18 protein-coding genes and 1 tRNA gene are annotated in these 19,787 nt (G+C 63.1%); 6 read left to right on the top strand and 13 right to left on the bottom strand.

Going from position 1 to position 19,787, the window contains the following annotated elements:
* The first annotated feature begins 124 nt into the window (after positions 1 to 124).
* Positions 125 to 328, top strand: coding sequence for a hemin uptake protein HemP (gene hemP / locus AC07VS_RS20045; RefSeq protein ID WP_492349273.1), 204 nt, complete (start codon positions 125 to 127; stop codon positions 326 to 328).
* A gap of 107 nt (positions 329 to 435) precedes the next feature.
* On the opposite strand, the gene AC07VS_RS20040 is transcribed toward hemP, so the two are convergent.
* Positions 436 to 1,371 carry a LysR family transcriptional regulator gene (locus AC07VS_RS20040; protein WP_494751791.1) on the bottom strand — a complete coding sequence of 312 codons (936 nt, stop codon included), beginning with the start codon at positions 1,369 to 1,371 and terminating at the stop codon, positions 436 to 438.
* 127 nt (positions 1,372 to 1,498) lie between these two features.
* Between AC07VS_RS20040 and ggt the strand changes: the two genes are divergently transcribed.
* Positions 1,499 to 3,238: a gamma-glutamyltransferase gene (gene ggt, locus AC07VS_RS20035; protein ID WP_494751790.1), complete on the top strand. Its 1,740-nt coding sequence runs from the start codon at positions 1,499 to 1,501 to the stop codon at positions 3,236 to 3,238.
* Between the two features lie 75 nt (positions 3,239 to 3,313).
* Here ggt and AC07VS_RS20030 read toward each other — a convergent pair whose 3' ends face one another.
* Genes AC07VS_RS20030 through AC07VS_RS20020 form a run of 3 tightly spaced genes read right to left on the bottom strand, consistent with a single transcriptional unit; the run spans position 3,314 to position 9,216 of the window.
* Positions 3,314 to 4,768: an efflux transporter outer membrane subunit gene (locus tag AC07VS_RS20030; RefSeq protein WP_494751789.1), complete on the bottom strand. Its 1,455-nt coding sequence runs from the start codon at positions 4,766 to 4,768 to the stop codon at positions 3,314 to 3,316.
* Positions 4,761 to 7,970, bottom strand: coding sequence for an efflux RND transporter permease subunit (locus AC07VS_RS20025; RefSeq protein WP_494751788.1), 3,210 nt, complete (start codon positions 7,968 to 7,970; stop codon positions 4,761 to 4,763). Before AC07VS_RS20025 ends, AC07VS_RS20030 begins: the two co-directional genes overlap by 8 nt.
* 13 nt (positions 7,971 to 7,983) lie before the next feature.
* Complete coding sequence (locus AC07VS_RS20020) at positions 7,984 to 9,216, bottom strand: efflux RND transporter periplasmic adaptor subunit (protein ID WP_494751787.1); 1,233 nt, start codon at positions 9,214 to 9,216, stop codon at positions 7,984 to 7,986.
* Positions 9,217 to 9,400: 184 nt separating this feature from the next.
* Here AC07VS_RS20020 and AC07VS_RS20015 point away from each other — a divergent pair, with 184 nt between their 5' ends.
* The 4 genes from AC07VS_RS20015 to AC07VS_RS20000 all read left to right on the top strand — a co-directional run bounded on the left by AC07VS_RS20015 (position 9,401) and on the right by AC07VS_RS20000 (position 14,682).
* Positions 9,401 to 10,117: an MgtC/SapB family protein gene (locus AC07VS_RS20015; RefSeq protein WP_494657720.1), complete on the top strand. Its 717-nt coding sequence runs from the start codon at positions 9,401 to 9,403 to the stop codon at positions 10,115 to 10,117.
* A 155-nt stretch (positions 10,118 to 10,272) separates the two neighbouring features.
* On the top strand, positions 10,273 to 11,199 hold the full coding sequence (locus AC07VS_RS20010; RefSeq protein WP_492349280.1) for a histone deacetylase family protein: 927 nt from the start codon (positions 10,273 to 10,275) through the stop codon (positions 11,197 to 11,199).
* A 5-nt stretch (positions 11,200 to 11,204) separates the two neighbouring features.
* Entirely contained in the window at positions 11,205 to 13,895 is a 2,691-nt protein-coding gene (locus tag AC07VS_RS20005; protein WP_492349281.1) for a bifunctional acetate--CoA ligase family protein/GNAT family N-acetyltransferase, read from the top strand.
* A 220-nt stretch (positions 13,896 to 14,115) separates the two neighbouring features.
* Entirely contained in the window at positions 14,116 to 14,682 is a 567-nt protein-coding gene (locus AC07VS_RS20000) for a phosphonate degradation HD-domain oxygenase (protein ID WP_492349282.1), read from the top strand.
* A 165-nt stretch (positions 14,683 to 14,847) separates the two neighbouring features.
* Here AC07VS_RS20000 and AC07VS_RS19995 read toward each other — a convergent pair.
* The 9 genes from AC07VS_RS19995 to secY all read right to left on the bottom strand — a co-directional run bounded on the left by AC07VS_RS19995 (position 14,848) and on the right by secY (position 19,766).
* Positions 14,848 to 14,924 (bottom strand) — tRNA-Met (locus AC07VS_RS19995).
* An 18-nt stretch (positions 14,925 to 14,942) separates the two neighbouring features.
* The gene (rplQ, locus tag AC07VS_RS19990; protein ID WP_492349283.1) at positions 14,943 to 15,344 is read right to left on the bottom strand and encodes a 50S ribosomal protein L17; all 402 of its coding nucleotides are present in this window, start codon (positions 15,342 to 15,344) and stop codon (positions 14,943 to 14,945) included.
* 120 nt (positions 15,345 to 15,464) lie between these two features.
* Positions 15,465 to 16,454: a DNA-directed RNA polymerase subunit alpha gene (locus tag AC07VS_RS19985; RefSeq protein WP_019576341.1), complete on the bottom strand. Its 990-nt coding sequence runs from the start codon at positions 16,452 to 16,454 to the stop codon at positions 15,465 to 15,467.
* Positions 16,455 to 16,559: 105 nt separating this feature from the next.
* Positions 16,560 to 17,183: a 30S ribosomal protein S4 gene (rpsD, locus tag AC07VS_RS19980; protein ID WP_019576342.1), complete on the bottom strand. Its 624-nt coding sequence runs from the start codon at positions 17,181 to 17,183 to the stop codon at positions 16,560 to 16,562.
* Positions 17,184 to 17,267: 84 nt separating this feature from the next.
* Positions 17,268 to 17,672 (bottom strand): 30S ribosomal protein S11, encoded by a 405-nt coding sequence (gene rpsK / locus AC07VS_RS19975; RefSeq protein ID WP_019576343.1) that lies wholly within the window; start codon positions 17,670 to 17,672, stop codon positions 17,268 to 17,270.
* 13 nt (positions 17,673 to 17,685) lie between these two features.
* Positions 17,686 to 18,051: a 30S ribosomal protein S13 gene (rpsM, locus tag AC07VS_RS19970; protein WP_019576344.1), complete on the bottom strand. Its 366-nt coding sequence runs from the start codon at positions 18,049 to 18,051 to the stop codon at positions 17,686 to 17,688.
* A 23-nt stretch (positions 18,052 to 18,074) separates the two neighbouring features.
* Positions 18,075 to 18,188 carry a 50S ribosomal protein L36 gene (rpmJ, locus tag AC07VS_RS19965; RefSeq protein ID WP_019576345.1) on the bottom strand — a complete coding sequence of 38 codons (114 nt, stop codon included), beginning with the start codon at positions 18,186 to 18,188 and terminating at the stop codon, positions 18,075 to 18,077.
* 33 nt (positions 18,189 to 18,221) lie between these two features.
* Positions 18,222 to 18,440, bottom strand: coding sequence for a translation initiation factor IF-1 (gene infA / locus AC07VS_RS19960; RefSeq protein WP_019576346.1), 219 nt, complete (start codon positions 18,438 to 18,440; stop codon positions 18,222 to 18,224).
* A 6-nt stretch (positions 18,441 to 18,446) separates the two neighbouring features.
* Complete coding sequence (secY, locus tag AC07VS_RS19955) at positions 18,447 to 19,766, bottom strand: preprotein translocase subunit SecY (RefSeq protein ID WP_492349284.1); 1,320 nt, start codon at positions 19,764 to 19,766, stop codon at positions 18,447 to 18,449.
* Positions 19,767 to 19,787 lie beyond the last annotated feature (21 nt).

Here is a 19,787-nt window from a genome sequence, read left to right as displayed (position 1 = left end):
GGTTGATTGAATTTTTTAATGAGATTCATTCTCATTTGAGTGCATAATCCACCCATCAGCCAGTCTGCAGAGCCGACCATCGGTCCCGCAGACCCAGCCAGCCCCTTTTCATCGACTTGCCGCCATGAACCAGTTCACCGCCCTGTCCACTCCGTTTCAGACCGCACCGGCCCCGTCGCGTGGCCCTTCGGCCTCGGCCGGCTCGGCGCCCCGGGTGGTGCCCAGCCAGGAACTGCTGGCCGGCCAGAAGACGGTCGAGATCTTGCACAACGGCCTGCTGTACCGCCTGCAGGCCACCCGTCTGGGCAAGCTGATCCTGACCAAATAAAGTTTCATCGTGGGGCGACCCTTGCACGGCCACAGCCGTGTCTCCAAGGTCGTTTTGGCCAGCCATCGGGTGCCGCACTGCGGCCCACCTGACCAGCCAAGCCTTTTTTAACCCACGATCTTCCCCGCAGCCGAGCGCGCGAACAGCTCGGCCAGGGCCTCCACCAGCACCGTCACGCGTGGCGGCACAAAGCGATTGCTGGGCAGCACCGCATACAGCGGTGCCGGCGCGCCCAGCCAGGTGGGCAGCACACGCTGCAAGCGCCCGTCGGCCAAGGCTGCTGCCAGCTGCAGGGCCGACTGATAGACCACCCCCTGCCCCTGCAAAGCCCAGTCCAGCGCCACCGAGGCATCGTTGCAGCGCAAGGCGCCCCGCACCGGTACGGTGATGGGCGCCGCAGCCCCATCGGCGTCATCCACGGGGCTGAACGCCCAGTCACACAACAGGCGCCCCCGCACTTCATAGGTGAGGCACTCGTGCTGCGTCAGGTCTTGGGGCTGCTGCGGCCAACCCCGGCGCCGCAGGTAGGCCGGGCTGGCGCAGGCGATGCGGTGCGACGGCGCCAGCAAGCGGGCCGCCAGCCCCGAATCGGGCAAGGGCCCATAGCGCACCGCCACATCGATGGCTTCACGCACCAGATCGACATGGGTGTCGGTGACACGCAGGTCGATCTCCAGCCCCGGGTGTTGCGCGGCAAATCCGGGCAACCAGTCGAGCAACAGGCCCCGCGCCAGGGCCGATGAGGTGGTGAGGCGCAGGCTACCGGTGAGCGATGCAGCGCCTCCCCGCACCAGCGCCTGCCCTTCGGCCACCAGCTCCAGCGCACGGCGGGCATGGTCGATCATCACCCGGCCCTCCTGGGTCGGCTGCACGCTGCGCGTGCTGCGCTCGAACAGGCGCACGCCCAGGCTGGTCTCGAGTCGTTTGATGGCCGCGCTGACCGCAGCCGTGCTGAGGCCGCAGCGGCGCCCCGCCGGTGTGAAGCCCCCGGTCTCTGCGGCCGCAACCAACACCTTGAGGTCAGCCAGATTGTCAAATTTCATGAAACAGTCATTTCGCCGCCAAGGGCAATTTCCCTGATCATAAATTGAGCAACGCCCCCTAAACTGGCCCGACCCAGCCCCTGGAGGCCGGGATCCCCCCCGCAAGACATCAACGAGGAGAAGCCGGATGAATTTCCCCCGACGCCTGCCCCGCCTGCGCACCACGGTGCTCACGGGCTGCCTGTTCCTGAGTTTCCACTGGGTCGCGCACGCCGCCTCGGTGGCCCCCGTGGCCGCCGAGAACGGCATGGTGGTGGCTGCCCAGCACCTGGCCACGAAAGTGGGGGTGGATGTGCTCAAGCGAGGCGGCAACGCCGTGGATGCGGCCGTGGCCGTGGGTTACGCGCTGGCCGTGGTGTACCCGGCCGCCGGCAACCTGGGCGGCGGTGGCTTCATGACGCTGCAACTGGCGGACGGACGCAAGACCTTCCTGGACTTCCGCGAGAAGGCCCCACTGGCCGCCACGCCGAACATGTACCTCGACAAGGACGGCAACGTCATCAAAGGCCTGAGCACGCATGGCCACCTGGCCGTGGGTGTGCCCGGCAGCGTGTCGGGCCTGGAATGGGCGCGCGAGAAGTACGGCACGCTCAAGCGCCAGGAACTGCTGGCCCCGTCGATCGCCCTGGCCGAACAGGGCTTTGTGCTGGATCAGGGTGACATCGACATGTTGCACACCGCGACCGCCGACTTCCGCAAGGATCAGGCCTCGGGGGCCATCTTCCTCAAGTCGGGCGAGCCCTACCAGGTGGGTGACAAGCTGGTGCAGAAAGACCTGGCCCGCACCCTGAAGGCGATCAGCGACAAGGGCCCCGAGGGCTTTTACAAAGGCCCGGTGGCCCAGGCCCTGACCCAGTCCAGCCAGGCCGGTGGCGGGCTGATCACCCAGGCCGACCTGGACCAGTACCAAACCCGCGAGATGCCGCCGGTCGAATGCGACTACCGCGGCTACCACGTGGTGTCGGCACCGCCGCCGAGCTCGGGCGGGGTGATCATCTGCGAGATCCTGAACATCCTCGAGGGCTACCCGCTGAAAGACCTGGGGTTCCGCTCGGCCCAGTCGGTGCACTACCAGATCGAAGCCATGCGTCACGCCTATGTGGATCGCAACAGCTACCTGGGCGACCCCGACTTTGTGAAGAACCCCATTGCCCGCCTGACCGACAAGGCCTATGCGGCGCAGGTTCGCGCAGTGATCGACCCGAACAAGGCCGGCGTGTCCAAGGACATCAAGCCCGGTGTGGCGCCGCATGAGGGCAGCAACACCACCCACTACTCGATTGCCGACCGCTGGGGCAATGCCGTGTCGGTCACCTACACCTTGAACGACTGGTTCGGTGCCAAGGTCACGGTGCCTGGCACCGGCGTGCTGCTGAACAACGAGATGGATGACTTCACGGTGAAGATCGGCGTGCCCAACATCTACGGCCTGGTGCAGGGCGAGGCCAATGCCATCGCCCCGGGCAAGCGCCCGCTGTCGTCGATGAGCCCGACCATCGTCAGCAAGGACAACCAGCCCGTGATGGTGGTCGGCACGCCCGGCGGCAGCCGCATCATCACCGCCGTGCTGCACACGCTGCTGAACGTGATCGACTACGGCATGAACGTGCAAGAAGCCGTGGATGCGCCGCGCTTCCACCAGCAATGGCTGCCCGATGTGACCAACATGGAGAACTTCGCCATCTCGCCCGACACCCGCAAGCTGCTGGAAGCTGCCGGCCACAAGCTGGGCGCACCTCAACCCGCCAACCACCTGGCCGCCGTGCTGATCGGCGCGCCCTCGCTGGGCGGCAAGCCGGTGGGCAAGAACCGCTTCTATGGCGCCAATGACCCGCGCCGCAACAGCGGTCTGGCCATGGGTTTCTGAGCGGCGAGAAAGCACCACACCAAAGAGAAGGGGCCGTGAAAACGGCCCCATTTTGCTTTCCGGATTCAGTCAGGTTCAGCGACCGGCCAAGGTTGGCTGATCGCGCCAGCCCCCGCCCAAAGCCTGGTGCAGGGCCACGGTGTCGCCCAGGTAGACCGCCTGCGCCGCCAGGTGGGCCAGGCGAGCTTGCAGCCAGGCCTGCCGTGTGCTGAGCCACTGGGGCTGGGCCACGTAGCCTTGGTCAAACTGCTGACGGGTCAGACCCAGCAGGTTTTGCGCGGCGGCCTCGGCATCGCGGGCCACGCTCAGGGCCTGGCCATCGTGCTGCAGGGCGACCAGGGTGTCGGCCACGTTCTGGAAAGCGGTCAACACCACCCCCTGGTACTGGGCCTGAGCCGCCTCGGCCCCGGCCTCGGCCGCGCGCTTGCGGGCCGACAGGGTGCCGGCAGAGAACAAGGGCGCACTCACACCACCCAGCAGCCCCCAAGCCTTGTTGCCAGCCGACAGCAAACCACCCACCGCTCCACCCGCGTACGCCAGGTTGGCGCTGAGCGAGAACTGCGGCAGCATATTGGCGGTGGCCACACCGATCTGGGCATAGGCCGCATGGAACTGGGCCTCGGCGGCCTGAACATCAGGGCGCCGGCTCACCAGTTGAGAGGGCAAGGCCTGGGGCAACTCGGCCGGCAAGCGGACGGGGGCTTGCTGCACCGCGCCCAGGTCCGCGGCCGGGAAGTCGCCGCACAGCACGGCCAGCAGGTTGCGCGTCTGCTCCAGTTGCTTGTGCAGGGGCGGCAACTGGGCCGCCGTCTGGGCGTAAGCCGATTCCTGCTGGGCCAGATCCAGGCCGCTGGCGTAGCCCTGGGCCTTCAGGCCTCGGGTGTGCTGCAGCTGCTGCTGCGCCAGCTGCAAGGCTTCTTCCAGCACGGCGATCTGCTCGACCAGCAACTGCTCCTGGATCACGGCCGAGGCCACGTTGCTGGCCAGCGTGACACGCAGGGCCTCCAGCTGCAGGCGCTGGCTGTCGGCTGTGGCCTGCAAGGATTCGACCTGACGCTGGTTGCCACCGAAGACGTCGGGCACAAAGCCCACGCTGACCTGGGCCGTGTGCAAGGTGAACAGGCTGGCCCCCGAGGCCAGGGGCGAAGACAACACGCGCCCCGAGTTTTGGCGGTTGGCGCTGTAGCCCGCCTGCACCTGCGGGAAAAACAGGCCGCGCTGGGCCGTGACCAGCTCCTGCGCCTGGCGCAAGTTGGCCAGACCGGCATCGATGCCGGGGTTGTGCTGGAGGGCGCGTTGCACCAGCTGGTCCAACCGGGGCGAGCCGTAGGCCGTCCACCAATCGGGACGAAGCTCGGCCGTGGCGGCGGGGGCCGCTGGATCAGCCTGGCGCGTGAAGGCACTGACCTGGGGCGCCTGGGGCGCGTGGTAGTCGGGGCCGACGGCGCAGGCGGACAGCAGGCCGGCGCTGAGCAGGCCCAGTGCCAGGGTGCGCAGCGGGCCTCCGATGTGGCGCGATGAATCAAGCATGGGCATCCTCCTCGTGGGCCAGCGCATCGCCACCCAGGCCTTTGCGGCGTTTCTTGAGTTTCAGGTGGCGCAGCACGGTGAGCCGCATGGCGGGCACCACCAGCAGCAGGAACACCGGCCCCAGCAACATGCCGCCCACCACCACCGTGGCCAGCGGGCGCTGCACCTGGCTGCCGATGCCGTGGCTGAGCGCAGCCGGAAACAAGCCGATGCAGGCCGACAGGGCCGTCATCAACAGAGGCCGCATGCGGTGGATGTAGGCGTCATAGATGGCGTCTTCAGGGCTCTGCCCGGCCAGGCGCAGCTCCTTGAAGTAGCTCAGGATCAGGATGCCGTCCATCACGGAGACCCCGAGCAGCGAGACAAAGCCGATCACCGCCGAGATGCTGATCACCTGGTCGGACACGTACAGGGCCAGGATGCCGCAGGCCACGGTGAAGGGCACGGCCGCCAGGGCCAGCAGGCTGTAGGCAAAGCTGCTGAACAGCGCATACAGCAGCACCAGGATGAGCGCCATCGCCATCGGGATCAGGACGCCCATGCGGGCCTTGGCCTGCTGCAGCGACTCGAACTCGCCCGCGTACTGGATGCGGTAGCCCTCGGGCAGCTTGACCTCGGCGGCCACGCGCTGTTGCAGCTCGGACACCGTGCTGCCCAAGTCGCGATCGCGCACGCTGAACTTGATCGGGATGTAGCGCTCGTTGCGCTCGTGGTAGATGTAGGTGGCCCCGGTGTCCAGCGTGATGTCGGCGATGTCGCGCAGGGGCACGAAGGCATTGCCCCCACCGGTGGTGGTGTAGCCGATGCGCAGATCACGCACACTTTGCAGGTCGCGCCGCTGGGCCGACAGGTAGCGCACGCTCAGGCCGTACTGGCGTTCGCCCTCCAGCACCGTGGTGGCCACGGTGCCGCCCATGGCCGCCTGGATGGCGGTGTTGACGTCACCCGTGTTCAGCCCGTAGCGGGCCGCCTTCTGGCGGTCGATCTGGATGTTGAGGTTGGGCTGGCCCAGGGTGTTGAAGATGCCGATGTCGGCGGTGCCCGGAACCTTGCTCATCACGGCGACCACGTCGACGGCCAGCTTCTCCAGCGTGACCAGATCAGGCCCCATGATCTTCACCGAGTTGGCGCCCTTGACGCCCGACAGGCCCTCCTGCACGTTGTCCTGGATGTACTGCGAGAAGTTGAAGCCCACCCCCGGGAACTCGAGGGCGAACTTCTCCTGCAGCTCGGCCACCAACTGCTCCTTGCTGACGCCGGCGGGCCATTCGTCAAAGGGTTTGAGCGGGGCGAACAACTCGACGTTGTTGAAGCCCGAGGCGTCCGAACCGTCGTCAGGCCTGCCGTGCTGCGACACCACGGTGATCACCTCCGGGTAGCTCTTGATGATCTCGCGCATGCGGTTGGCCTTGGCGGTACCGGCCTCCAGCGAGATGGTGGGTGGCATGGAGGCCCGGATCCACAGGTTGCCCTCTTCCAGGGCGGGCAGAAATTCGCTGCCCAGTCGCGAGGCCAGCACCCCGACCGCGATCAGGAACACCACACCGCCCACGCACACGGTCTTGGCATGCTGCAGTGACCAGCGCAGGGCCGGCTCGTAGGCCTTGCGCACCCACTCGACGATGCGGGTTTCGTGCTCCTGGATGCGGCGCGGCAGCAGGTAGGCGGCCAGCACCGGCGTGACGGTGAAGGTGGCAAGCAGCGCGCCGGCCAGGGCATAGCCATAAGTGCGGGCCATGGGGCCGAAGATCTGCCCCTCCACCCCAGTCATGAGGAACAGCGGCGAGAAGGCGGCAATGGTGATGACCGTGGAGAACAGCACCGAGTTGTCGACCTGCAGCGAGCTCATGAAGATCATGCGCAGGCGCTGGGTCCAGCCCAGGGCCGGGTCGGTGACCATGCCGTGCGGGCCGCGGGTCATGGCGCGCAGGGCATTGATGCGTTCACGCGGGCTCTTCTGGAAGTTGCGGAAGATGTTTTCGACCAGGATCACCGCGGAGTCGACGATGATGCCGAAATCAACCGCCCCCAGAGACAGCAGGTTGGCCGACTCCCCCGTGAGCACCAGCATCATGATGCTGAAGAACAACGCAAACGGGATGTTGACGCTCACGATCACTGCACTGCGCAGGTCGCCCAGAAAGATCCACTGGATCACGAACACCAGCAGGCAACCGAAGATCAGGTTGTGGATGACGGTGTGGGTGGTGACGTTGACCAGGGTGGATCGGTCGTAATAAGGCACCAATTGAACGCCCTGCGGCAGGCTGCCATCGCCGTTGAGCTTGTCCACCGCCTCCTTGACGCGGGCAATGACCTCCTTGGTCTGCTGCAGGCGGTTCATCACCACCACGCCGGTGACCACGTCGTTCTCGGCGTCACGCCCCGCTTCGCCCAGGCGCGGCACGCTGCCAACGCTGACCGAGGCCACATCCTTGACCAGGACGGGCAAGCCGTTTTGCTGGGTGATGACGATGTTGCCGGCATCGGCCACATCCCGCACCAGCCCCAGGCCGCGCACGTTGACCGATTGCTCGCCCACGCTGAGGTTGCGCCCGCCCACGTTGCTGTTGGCATTGCCCACGGCGCTGAGCACCTGCTGCAGGGTGAGGCCATAGCTTTCGAGTTTGGCGGGGTTGATTTCGACGTGGTACTCCTTGGTGGTGCCGCCCCAGGTGACGACCTGGGCCACCCCGGGCACGGTGAGCAGACGGCGCTGGATGATCCAGTCCTGGATGCCACGCAGATCAGTCAGGCTGTAGGTGGACGGGCCCTTGACCTGGTAGCGCAGGATTTCACCCACCAGGCTGGAGGCCTGGATTTGCGGCTGCACGCCGCCGGGCAGGTTGACGTTCTGCTGCAGGTTGAGCGCGGTCTGGGTGAGCGCAGGCACGTACTCGACACCGTACTTGAAGGTGACGCGCACAAAGGCCAGACCATAGAACGAGGTGGAGCGGATGTTGTCCACCCCCATGGTGGTGGCCAGGCCGATCTCCATGGGGCGGGTGTAGTAGCGCTCCATCTCTTCGGCCGACAGACCTGGGGCCTGGGCCGTGATTTCAAGAATCACCGGGGCCGGGTTGGGGTAGGCCTCGACATTGAGTTTGATGAAGGCCAGCACGCCGGCGGCCATGAAGGCCAGCAGCCCCAGCAGCACCACCGGGCGGCGCGTCAGGACGAACGCCAGTAAAGAACGGAACACGGCAGGGCCTCTTTCAGTTCGTGGTGATGAGGTAGAGGTTGCTCAGGAACAAGCCCTTGTCGCGCGCGATCTTCTCGCCCGGGTTCAAGCCCTGGGTGATCTGCACGAGGCCGTCTTGCACCAGGCCGGTCTGCACCACGCGGCGTTTGAAGCGCACGCCATCGGCAGTCACCCAGGCTGACAGGCTGCCGTCGCCCTCGCGGGCCAGCGCGTTTTGCGGCACGGCGGGTGACTCCATCGGGGCCCCGATGCGGATCACAAAGTTGGCCAGCATCTGAGCCTTGAGCAGATGCTGCGGATCGGCCACATCGGCGCGCACGGTGAGGCGGTGTGTGGCGGGATCGGCCACATCGCCGATGTAGCTGACCTTGCCGTTGAAGCGTTTGTCCGGGTAGGCCGAGACACGCACGGTGACGTTCTGACCTTTCTGGTAGGCCGAGATTTCCGATTCAGGCACGCTGGCCACCATCCACAGCTGCTGCAGGTTGGCCACGGCCACCGGGGCCGTGTTGTTGCCGGGCTGCACCAATTGCCCCGGGGCGCCGGCACGGGCAGTCACGCGGCCGCTGAGCGGGCTGCGCACAGGCATCTCGGTGTCGATCTTGCGGGTGGTCTCGATGGCCTCGATGTCTTGCGGGCCGAGGCCGAACAGTTCGAGGTTCTTGCGGGCGGCTCGGTAGGCGGCGTCGGCCGTCTGTTGGTCAGCCTGGTTCTGCTGCAGTTCCTTTTGCGGAATGCTCTGCGCCTCGGCCAGGGCCTGGGCGCGGCGCAGGGTTTCGTTGGCCACCCGCAGGTTGCCACTGGCCGAGATCAGGGCCGAGGCGGCCTGGGCCAGATCGGGGATCTGCACGGTGTAGAGCACCTGGCCCTTGCTAACGTCATCGCCCGCTTTCACGCCGATCTGCCCGATGCGCCCCTGGTAGGGCGAGAACACCTGCACCGCGTTGTCCTGGTTGAGGTCGATGATGCCAATGGCCTCGCGCTGCTGTTCGAAGCGTTGGGTCTTCACCTCGCCCACCTGGAGTTCGGCCACCTGCTCGGGGGCCATCTGCAGCTCATCCACGCCAGTGCGGGTGGCCAGCACCGGGCCGCTCTCGCTCGCAGCCTTGGCCGGGGCCGGGGCCCTGAGCAGATAGGCCGCCCCGCCCACGGCGGCCAACAGCACCAGCCCCACGATCAGACCCATGACCGGGCTGATGCGCCCTTCGTGGCGTGTGGAGCGCCCACGTTTGTCTTGCTTTGCCATCACTGAACCTCTTCTCAACCGGGCAATGACCGAGGGTGGTCTTTGCATTTCGTGGCGGACTGTAAAGAGAACCACCTGACCAAAGACTGACCTGAGACCTGCGCGGAACTACGTACACCTGCCATGCCCCCGACACGCGTCCGGGGCAAAATGAGCCACCCAAAAGACAACCGGACGCCCGCCGATGCAAGCCTTGCAGAACATCAACCTCGCTTCTCTCGCCGACTCGGTGTTGAGCCTGAGCGCCGCCTTTGTGATGGGGGGCCTGATCGGTCTGGAGCGACAGTTCCGGCAACGCACCGCAGGTTTGCGCACCAATGTACTGGTGGCAGTGGGGGCGGCGATCTTTGTCGACATGGCCAATCGCCTGGGCGGCAGCGATGGTGCCGTGCGGGTGGTGGCCTATGTGGTCTCGGGCATCGGCTTTCTGGGGGCTGGTGTGATCATGCGCGAAGAGGGCAGCGTGCGAGGTTTGAACACCGCCGCCACCTTGTGGGCTTCGGCCGCCGTGGGGGCCTGCGCAGGGGCCGATCTGGTGGTGGAGTCGTTTGTCGGCACGCTGTTCGTGCTGGCCGCCAACACGCTGCTGCGACCGGTGGTGAATCGCATCAACCGGCAACCCATGGGCACGGCCTCGGTGGAGGTGAGCTGCACGGTCTATGTGATTGCACCGCGTGAGCACCAAAAGCTCGCCATGTCGCAACTGCACACACTGCTGGAACAACTGCACCACCCCGTGCGCGACCTGGCGGTGCATGCCTTTGGCGAACACGAGGTGGAAATCGAAGCCACCTTGTCGGCGACCTCGGTCGACGGCAGTGAACTGGATGGGCTGGTGGCGCGCCTGAAAAATGAGAGCTATGTGCAACAGGCCTTCTGGAGCCCGAGCACCACGGAGTAAGACCGGTCCCGGAGGTGAGCCGATCCAGGGTCATCCCCATGGCGAGGGCCGGCGATGTCAGCAAGAGTTGCCTCAAGTCAAGTCTTTATCGCCCGGCGGGGCCTAAAGTGGGCATGAAGAGAGGCCGGGTGTGCCGGTCTCCGACGGAGACCGTTTTGCTGGCAGCGTATATCACCCACACCGACTGTTCCCGTCATGAGATGGGGCCCCACCACCCGGAATGCCCGGAGCGGCTTGCCGCCATCCATGACCACCTGCTCATCAAGGGCCTGCTGGACTACATGCTGCCCTATGACGCCCCCTTGGCCACCGAGGAGCAGTTGGGGCGGGCTCATTCCTCGCTGTATGTGAGCGAGATCCTGGCCGCATCGCCCGCTGAGGGCTACCACCCGGTGGACCCGGACACCAGCATGAACCCGTTCACCGCAACAGCCGCTTTGCGGGCCGCCGGTGCGGCCGTGCAGGCCACAGACTTGGTGCTGGGTGGCGAGGTGAGTGCTGCCTTTTGCAGCGTGCGCCCGCCCGGTCACCATGCCGAATACCGCACCGCCATGGGCTTTTGCTTTTTCAACAACGTGGCGGTGGGTCTGCGCCATGCGTTGGATGTGCACGGGCTGCAGCGGGTGGCCTTGATCGACTTTGATGTGCACCACGGCAACGGCAGCGAGGACATCCTGCGCGACGACGAACGCGTGCTGATGTGCTCGATCTATGAAAAAGGCCTGTACCCCTTCCCGGACGGAGACGACAAGCGCCCCGGCATGGTGAACGTGGGTCTGCCTTCGCGCTCGGGCAGCGAGGCGTTCCGCGATGCAGTGACGCAGCGCTGGCTGCCTGCGTTGGAAGCGTTCCAGCCGCAGTTGATTTACATCTCGGCCGGCTTTGACGGTCACCGCGACGACGACATGGGCAATCTGGCTCTGCTGGAATCGGACTACGAATGGGTGACGCAGCAATTGATGGCCGTGGCGCGGCGCCACTGTCAGGGCCGTGTCATCTCCTGCCTTGAAGGTGGCTATGTGCTCAGCCCCCTGGCACGCAGTGTCGGGGCCCACGTGAAGGTGCTGATCGGCGCCGATTGAAGACCATGGACAAACACTACCTCACCCCCCTGTTCTCTCCCGAATCCATCGTGGTCTTCGCCAACCCGGCGGAGGCCGGCGACGCCACGTCGGCACTCAACCAGGCCTTGCTGGAAGCCCTGAAGGCCCAGCGTTTTTCGGGCACGCTGCAGTTCGTCGACATCCACACCACGGGCACGCTGGCCGATCTGGCCCAGACCGTGGCCGACCTGGCCATCATCGCGCTGCCAGCACAGGACATGAATGCCGCCCTCGAATTGGCGGCGCGCCTGAGTTGCAAAGCGGCTTTGCTGATTTCAACCGGCATCAGCGCCGACAAGGCGGCCGAGTTGAAGAAGATTGCCCGCCGCGAGGGCATCCATCTGCTGGGCCCGAATTGCCTGGGCTTTCAACGCCCCTCGCTGCAACTCAATGCGAGCGCCAGCGGTGGCCTGGCCCGCGCCGGGTCGCTGGCGCTGATCTCGCAGTCGGGGGCCCTGACGGCCTCGATGCTGGATTGGGCGAGCAACAACGCGGTGGGCTTTTCGACCGTGGTGTCACTCGGTCCCAATACCGTGCTCGACATGGCCGATGTGTTGGACTTTCTGGCCAATGATGCAAAGACACACAGCATCATCGTCTACCTGGAGGGGATTTCGAACGCACGCCGTTTCATGAGTGCCCTGCGCTCGGCGGCCAATGCCAAGCCGGTGGTGGTGCTGAAGGCAGGCCGCAAGCCCGCGGGCAATGAGGCGGCGCAAACCCACAGCGGCGCCATTGTGGGCAGCGACGACGTTTTCGACGCGGCCCTGCGTCGTGCCGGTGCGGTGCGGGTGCGCTCCTTTGTGCAGTTGTTCTCGGCAGCCAAGTGCCTGGCCTCGCGCTACCGCCCTGTGGGCAAGCGCCTGGCGATCGTGACCAACGGAGGTGGGCCCGGTGTGCTGGCTGCCGACTGGGTGAACGAAATCAACCTGCAACTGGCCAAGCTGTCGCACGACACAGTTCAGGCGCTGAAGCCCCAGCTGCCGGCCCTGGCCTCGCTGACCGACCTGATCGATCTGTCGGAAGAAGCCGGCCCCGCCCATTACGCAGCAGCCATCGAGGCGGCGCACAAGGACCGTGAGGTGGATGGCGTGCTGGTGATCTGCTCGCCCAAGGTCGGCATGGACACCAGTGCCATTGCTCAAGCCGTGGCGGCCATCAAGCCCAAGGTGGGCAAACCGATGCTGGCTTGCTGGATGGGGGATCGTTCGGTGGTGCCGGCGCGCGCCATCCTGAATGACGCCGCCATCCCGAGCTTTCGCACGCCCGAGGCCGCCGTCGGCGCCTTTGGCAATCTGGCCGCCTTCTATCAGAACCAGCAGTTGCTGCAGCAGACGCCCCCCCCGCTGTCCACCCTCGCCAAGCCCGACATCGAAGGTGCTCGCCTGGTCATTGAAAGCGTGCTGGCCGAGCGCCGAAAGGTGCTGACCGAGATGGAGTCGAAGACGCTGCTGTCGGCGTTTCACATCCCCGTGACCGAGACCCTGCTGGCTCGCAGCGCGACTGAGGCCATGATGATCGCCACCCAGTTGGGCTTTCCGGTGGCCTTGAAAATCGATTCACCCGACATCAGCCACAAATCCGATGTGCAGGGTGTGGTGCTCAACATCATGAGCGGGTCGGCCGCCCGCGATGCCTACAGCGACATGATCGAGCGCGTGACGCGCCTGTTGCCCCAGGCCCGCATCAACGGCGTGACGGTGCAAAGAATGGCGCGCAACCGACGCGGCCGGGAAATCTGCGTCGGCCTGGTGACGGATGCCCCCTTTGGCCCGGTGATCACTTTTGGTGCCGGCGGGACGATGATCGAGTTGATCGACGACCGCGCCATGGAACTGCCGCCGCTGAACCTGTTTCTGGCTCGCCGCATGATCGACCGCTCACGGGTCGCCGAAACCCTGGGTGAGTGGCGCGGCGCCACGGCCGCAGACCGGGATGCGCTTGAGCAGGTGCTGTTGCGCGTGTCGGAAATGGTGTGCGAGCTCCCTCAGTTGCGTGAGATGGACATCAACCCCATCATCGTCGACGAAAGCGGTGCGGTGGCGGTGGATGCGCGCATCGTGATCGACAGTGCACCGCAGGCCTCCAGCGGGCGTCTGAGCAATTACCACCACCTGTCCATCCTGCCGTACCCGGCTCGTTACGAGCAGGTGCTGCCTTTGCGCGGCGGTGGCGAGTACACAGTCCGGCCGATTCACCCCGACGACGCGCAGATGCTGCAAGACCTCATGCATCACCTGTCGCAGGAAAGCCGCTATTTCCGCTTTGTGTCTTCGATCGCTGAATTGCCGCCCCAGATGCTGGCCCGCTTCACCCTCATCGACTACGACCGGGAGATGGCGCTGGTGGCGGTGGTGAAGGAGCGCACAGCCAACACCGAGGGCGAGATCACCGAGACCGAGCGCATCGTGGGGGTGTCGCGCTACATCACCAACCCGGACCAGACCAGTTGCGAGTTTTCACTGGTGGTGGCGGATGACTTCAATGGCAAGGGCCTGGGGTCACGACTGATGGAGTGCATCATGGACGTCGCCCGCGAAAAAGGGCTCAGCGAGATGGATGGACTGGTGCTGGCGAACAATCAACCCATGCTTAAGCTGATGCGCGGACTGGGGTTCAGCGTCAAGGCCTTCCCGGAAGACCCGGAGTTCAAGTTGGTGACGCACCCGCTCTGAGCACCGGGCGACCGCGGCCATCGGTAGAAGCGGGGGCTGCGTCGGCCCTCGCATGCGACAGACAGGGACCGTCACGGACGTTTCATGAGGGCTCGCTACCCTGAAGGCTAGGGGCGTGCCTGAGCCCGCACGTCCCTGCCGCCGCAAGACCGATCCATCTGCCTCGGGTCGGATCCTTTGCGGTGAGCATGATGGCCATATGCCTGCACTGGAGCCCCACGTGTCCTTGACCCTGCCCGACATCTCCGCCTTGCTGCTTCGGCGAGGCCACGCCCAATACGGTGACGAAGCCGTGTCGCAGTTGCAGCACGCCCTGCAATGTGCCGCCCTGGCCGAACAGGCCGGCGAAAGCCCTGAGGTGGTCGTCGCAGCCCTGCTGCACGATCTAGGGCACTTGATCGTGGCAGAGCGCGAGGGCCTCGACGAGCCAGACAACAGCCGCGATGAGCTGCACCAGTTTGTCGTGTTGCCCTTTTTGCGGGGAACGTTCCCTGAGGCCGTGCTGGCCCCGATTCGACTGCATGTGGATGCCAAGCGCTTTCTGTGCGCCACAGAGACAGGCTATGCAGAGGGGCTGTCGGCAGCGTCCCAGGCCAGCCTTGCATTGCAAGGTGGCGCTTTCAGCAGCGACGAGGCCACCAGGTTCATGACTCAAGAACACGCCGCCGTCGCTGTTCGACTGCGCCGTTATGACGACCTGGCCAAAGTTCAGGGCTGGTGCGGTCCCGACCTGACGCATTTCGAACCCTGCATGGCCAGCGTTGCAAACCCCCACGGCAGCGTGTGAATGCATGCCCCGGCCACTGATTGACACCCCGGGCTCAGAGCGATTCTGGTGCACCCCAGTCATCAGATGACTGGGCGTATCTGACCGGGGCAGCGAGAACTGTCAGAAAACAAAAAAGCCCACCGAAGTGGGCTTTTTGCAAGCAGCCAAGAAGCTGCTTTGGATTGGTTGCGCGAGAAGGATTTGAACCTCCGACCTTTGGGTTATGAGCCCAACGAGCTACCAGACTGCTCCATCGCGCGGCAAGATGGAATTATAACTTATTCTGCAGCTGCTTGAGCGGCTTCGGCAGAATTATTTGCTTCAGCGCGTTCAACCAACTCAACCAGGGCCATCGGAGCGTTGTCGCCCACGCGGTAGCCCATCTTCAGGATGCGGGTGTAACCACCAGGACGAGCGCTGTTGCGCTTGCCCAGATCGTTGAACAGCTTGGTGACGCTGTCGCGGTCGCGCAGACGGTCAAAAGCCAGACGACGGTTGGCAACGGTGTCCACCTTGGCCAAGGTGATCATGGGTTCGATCACGCGGCGCAGTTCCTTGGCCTTGGGAACGGTGGTCTTGATGACTTCGTGCGCAATGAGCGAGTTCATCATGTTCTGCAGCATCGCCAGGCGGTGCGAGCTGGTGCGATTCAGTTTACGAAGGCCGTGTCCGTGACGCATAGTGCTTTCCTTTCTTTATTGATGACAACCAGCCGGATCAGGTACTGGTTGATGCACTTTTCATCCGCCATCGTGACGGATGAAGCAGGTTCGCCAAAAAGCGAAGCCTGTGATTATAACTTAACGCTTGTCGAGACCAGCAGGCGGCCAGCTTTCCAGCTTCATGCCCAGAGTCAGGCCACGAGAGGCCAGAACTTCCTTGATCTCATTGAGCGACTTGCGACCCAGGTTAGGGGTCTTGAGCAGCTCGTTTTCGGTACGCTGAATCAGGTCGCCGATGTAGTAGATGTTCTCGGCCTTCAAGCAGTTGGCCGAACGCACGGTCAGCTCCAGCTCGTCCACAGGACGCAGCAGGATCGGATCGAACGAAGCACCACCGCGCGGAGCCGGCTGATCGAACGCAGCCAGTTCGCCGCCTTCCAGCTGAGCAAACACGGCCAGTTGTTCCACCAGGATCTTGGCCGAAGCGCGCACTGCGTCTTCAGCCGTGATGGCACCGTTGGTTTCGATTTCGACGACCAGTTTGTCCAGGTCGGTACGTTGTTCCACACGAGCGCTTTCGACGGTGTAGCTCACGCGGCGAACCGGCGAGAACGATGCGTCGAGAACAATGCGGCCAATCGACTTGCTGGGCTCATCGGCGAAACGACGAATGTTGCCGGGCACATAGCCACGGCCTTTTTCGACCTTGATCTGCATGTCGAGCTTGCCACCCGCCGACAACGTGGCAATCACGTGCTCGGGGTTGATGATCTCAACATCATGCGGGGTCTGGATGTCGCCAGCAGTGACAACACCTTCACCGTCTTTGCGCAGGCTCAGGGTAACTTCGTCGCGGTTGTGCAGCTTGAACACCACGCCCTTCAGGTTCAGGAGGATGTTGACCACATCTTCTTGAACGCCGTCAATGGAGGAGTACTCGTGCAGAACACCTGCAATCGTGACTTCAGTCGCTGCGTACCCCACCATGGAGGACAGGAGCACTCGCCGGATTGCGTTGCCCAGCGTATGGCCATAGCCACGCTCGAACGGTTCCAGGGCGACCTTGGCGCGGTTGTTGCCAAGCTGTTCCACGGTGATTGCTTTGGGTTTCAGCAAGTTGGTTTGCATTCAGACTTCCTCTCAATACCCCCGGCTCGTTACACCGGTAAGGCTGGTGAAGCACCTATACCGCGGTGCCCCGCGGTATAGGAACGATTTCAATTGAACGGACGATTAACGCGAATACAGTTCAACGATCAGCGATTCGTTGATGTCTGCACCGAATTCATCACGATCCGGGGACTTCTTGAAGGTACCTTCCGCCTTGTCCGCATTGACTTCAACCCAAGCCGGAATGCCGACTTGTTGAGCCAGTTGCAAAGCTTCGACCACACGGCCTTGCTTCTTGGACTTTTCGCGAACGGCCACCACGTCACCGGCCTTGACCAGATACGACGGGATGTTGACCGATTGACCATTCACGGTAATGGCCTTGTGCGAAACCAACTGACGGGCTTCTGCGCGGGTCGAACCGAAACCCATGCGGTACACCACGTTGTCCAGACGGGACTCAAGGATGAACAGCAGGTTGGCGCCGGTGTTGCCACGGCGACGATCGGCTTCTTCGAAGTAGCGGCGGAATTGCTTTTCCAGCACGCCGTACATGCGCTTGACCTTCTGCTTTTCACGCAGTTGCAGACCGAAGTCAGAAGTACGGGCACCCGAGGTGCGGCCGTGCTGACCAGGCTTGGAGTCGAACTTGGCCTTGTCCGCGATCGAGCGACGGGCGCTCTTCAGGAACAGGTCGGTGCCTTCACGGCGGGAGAGTTTGGCCTTGGGGCCGAGGTAACGTGCCACTTGAGCTTCCTTTTATGTCATCTTCCACACGTTTGAACGTGCGGGAGCCATCGGCGCGATGCCGATGGCGGTGGGCTTAAAAAATCAGATACGACGACGCTTTTGCGGGCGGCAGCCGTTGTGCGGCACCGGCGTCACATCAGAGATGGACGTGATGCGGATGCCCAGGGCACCCAGTGCACGAACGGAAGACTCGCGACCTGGGCCAGGGCCCTTGATCTCAACGTCGAGGTTCTTGATACCTTGCTCAATGGCAGCACGACCAGCCACTTCCGACGCGACCTGGGCCGCAAAGGGCGTGGACTTGCGGGAGCCCTTGAAGCCTTGACCACCCGACGAAGCCCAGGACAATGCATTGCCTTGGCGGTCGGTGATGGTGATGATCGTGTTGTTGAACGAGGCGTGAACGTGGGCAATACCGTCAGAAACGTTCTTGCGGACCTTCTTGCGCACTCGTTGTGCTGCGTTATTGGCGGGTGCTTTTGCCATATTGATCTCTCAATTATTTCTTCAGAGCGGCTGCTGCCTTGCGCGGACCCTTGCGAGTACGAGCGTTGGTGCGGGTACGCTGACCACGCATCGGCAGGCCACGACGGTGACGGAAGCCACGGTAGCAACCAATGTCCATCAAGCGCTTGATGTTCATGGTGGTTTCGCGACGCAGATCACCTTCAATGGTGAACTGCTCGATTTGTTCGCGAATCTTTTCCAGATCGCCGTCCGTCAGATCCTTGATCTTCTTGGTGTAAGCGATACCAGTTGCTTCGCAAATCTTGCGAGCGCGGGTGCGACCAATGCCAAAAATGGCGGTCAGACCGATTTCCGCATGCTTGTGCGGCGGAATGTTAATCCCAGCAATACGTGCCATGTGCGTCCTCTATAACTTGTAAATCAGCCTTGGCGCTGCTTGTGACGTGCATCCGTGCAGATCACGCGCACCACACCCTTGCGGCGGATGATTTTGCAGTTGCGGCAAATTTTCTTGACCGAAGCCGAAACTCTCATTTCATTCTCCTAAAACTCTTCAAACCGCAACCATCACTTGGCGCGGAAAACAATACGTGCCCGAGACAGATCGTAGGGCGTCAATTCAACAGTGACCTTGTCGCCGGGAAGAATGCGGATGTAATGCATCCGCATCTTGCCGGAAATATGTCCTAGTACGATATGGCCGTTGTCAAGCTTCACGCGGAATGTCGCGTTCGGCAGGTTTTCAACCACTTCACCCTGCATCTGGATGACATCGTCCTTAGCCATGTCAAATCAACCGCCTATGGATGTCTTGAAGTTGGCTTTCTTGAGCAGTGACTCATACTGCTGCGACATCATGTAGTTTTGAACCTGGGCCATGAAGTCCATGGTCACCACTACGATGATCAGCAGCGAGGTACCACCGAAGTAGAACGGAACGTTGTACTTCAGGATCAGGAACTCTGGCAGCAAGCACACGAATGTGATGTATGCCGCACCAGCCAGGGTCAAACGCACGAGAATCTTGTCGATATAACGCGCTGTTTGCTCACCAGGTCGGATTCCCGGAACAAAAGCCCCACTCTTCTTCAAGTTATCTGCTGTCTCACGGCTGTTGAAAACCAGCGCCGTATAGAAGAAGCAGAAAAATACGATCGCGGCGGCATAAAACATCACATAAATGGGCTGACCTGGGGTCAACGCACCTGCAATATCCTTCAACCAACGCATCGAATCACCAGTGCTGAACCAGCCCACCACCGTTGCCGGAAGCAGAATGATCGACGAAGCAAAGATCGGCGGCACCACACCGGCCATGTTCAGCTTCAAAGGCAGATGAGAGGATTGACCACCATAAACCTTGTTGCCTACCTGACGCCGCGCATAGTTGACAAGGATCTTCCGCTGACCACGCTCGACGAAAACGACGAAGTAGGTCACCAGGATCACCACGACCACGATGAACAGCGCAACCACGATGCTCATCGCACCGGTGCTGACCAGTTCAAGCAAGCCACCGATAGATTTCGGAAGACCTGCCGCGATCCCGGCAAAAATCAGGATCGAGATACCATTGCCCAGACCGCGCTCAGTGATCTGCTCACCCAGCCACATCAGAAACATGGTGCCGGCAGTCAGGCTCACCATCGCGGTCAGGCGGAAGCCAAAACCAGGAGAGATAACCAGACCTGCAGTGCCTTCCAATGCCACGGCAATGCCGAGCGACTGGAAAAGCGCCAGCCCCAACGTCCCATAACGGGTGTATTGGGTGATCTTGCGACGCCCTGCCTCACCTTCCTTCTTGAGCTGCTCCATGGCAGGAAGGACGTAAGACAGAAGTTGCATGATGATCGACGCCGAGATGTACGGCATGATGCCCAGTGCGAACACCGTGAACCTCGACAGTGCTCCACCGGAGAACATGTTGAAAAGGTTCAGAATCCCACCCTGCTGCCCTTGGAAGAGCTGCTGGAGTTGTGCCGGGTCAATGCCCGGAACTGGGATATGGGCGCCAATGCGATACACCACGAGCGCGAGCAACAGAAACACCAGGCGTCGGCGAAGATCGCCGAACTTCCCAGTCTTTGCCATTTGTGCTGCGCTAGTTGCCACGATGGACGTCTTTCAGACGGA

Source organism: Curvibacter sp. GW821-FHT01G03, assembly GCF_059422285.1.
This window is presented reverse-complemented; position numbering and strand designations above follow the sequence as displayed.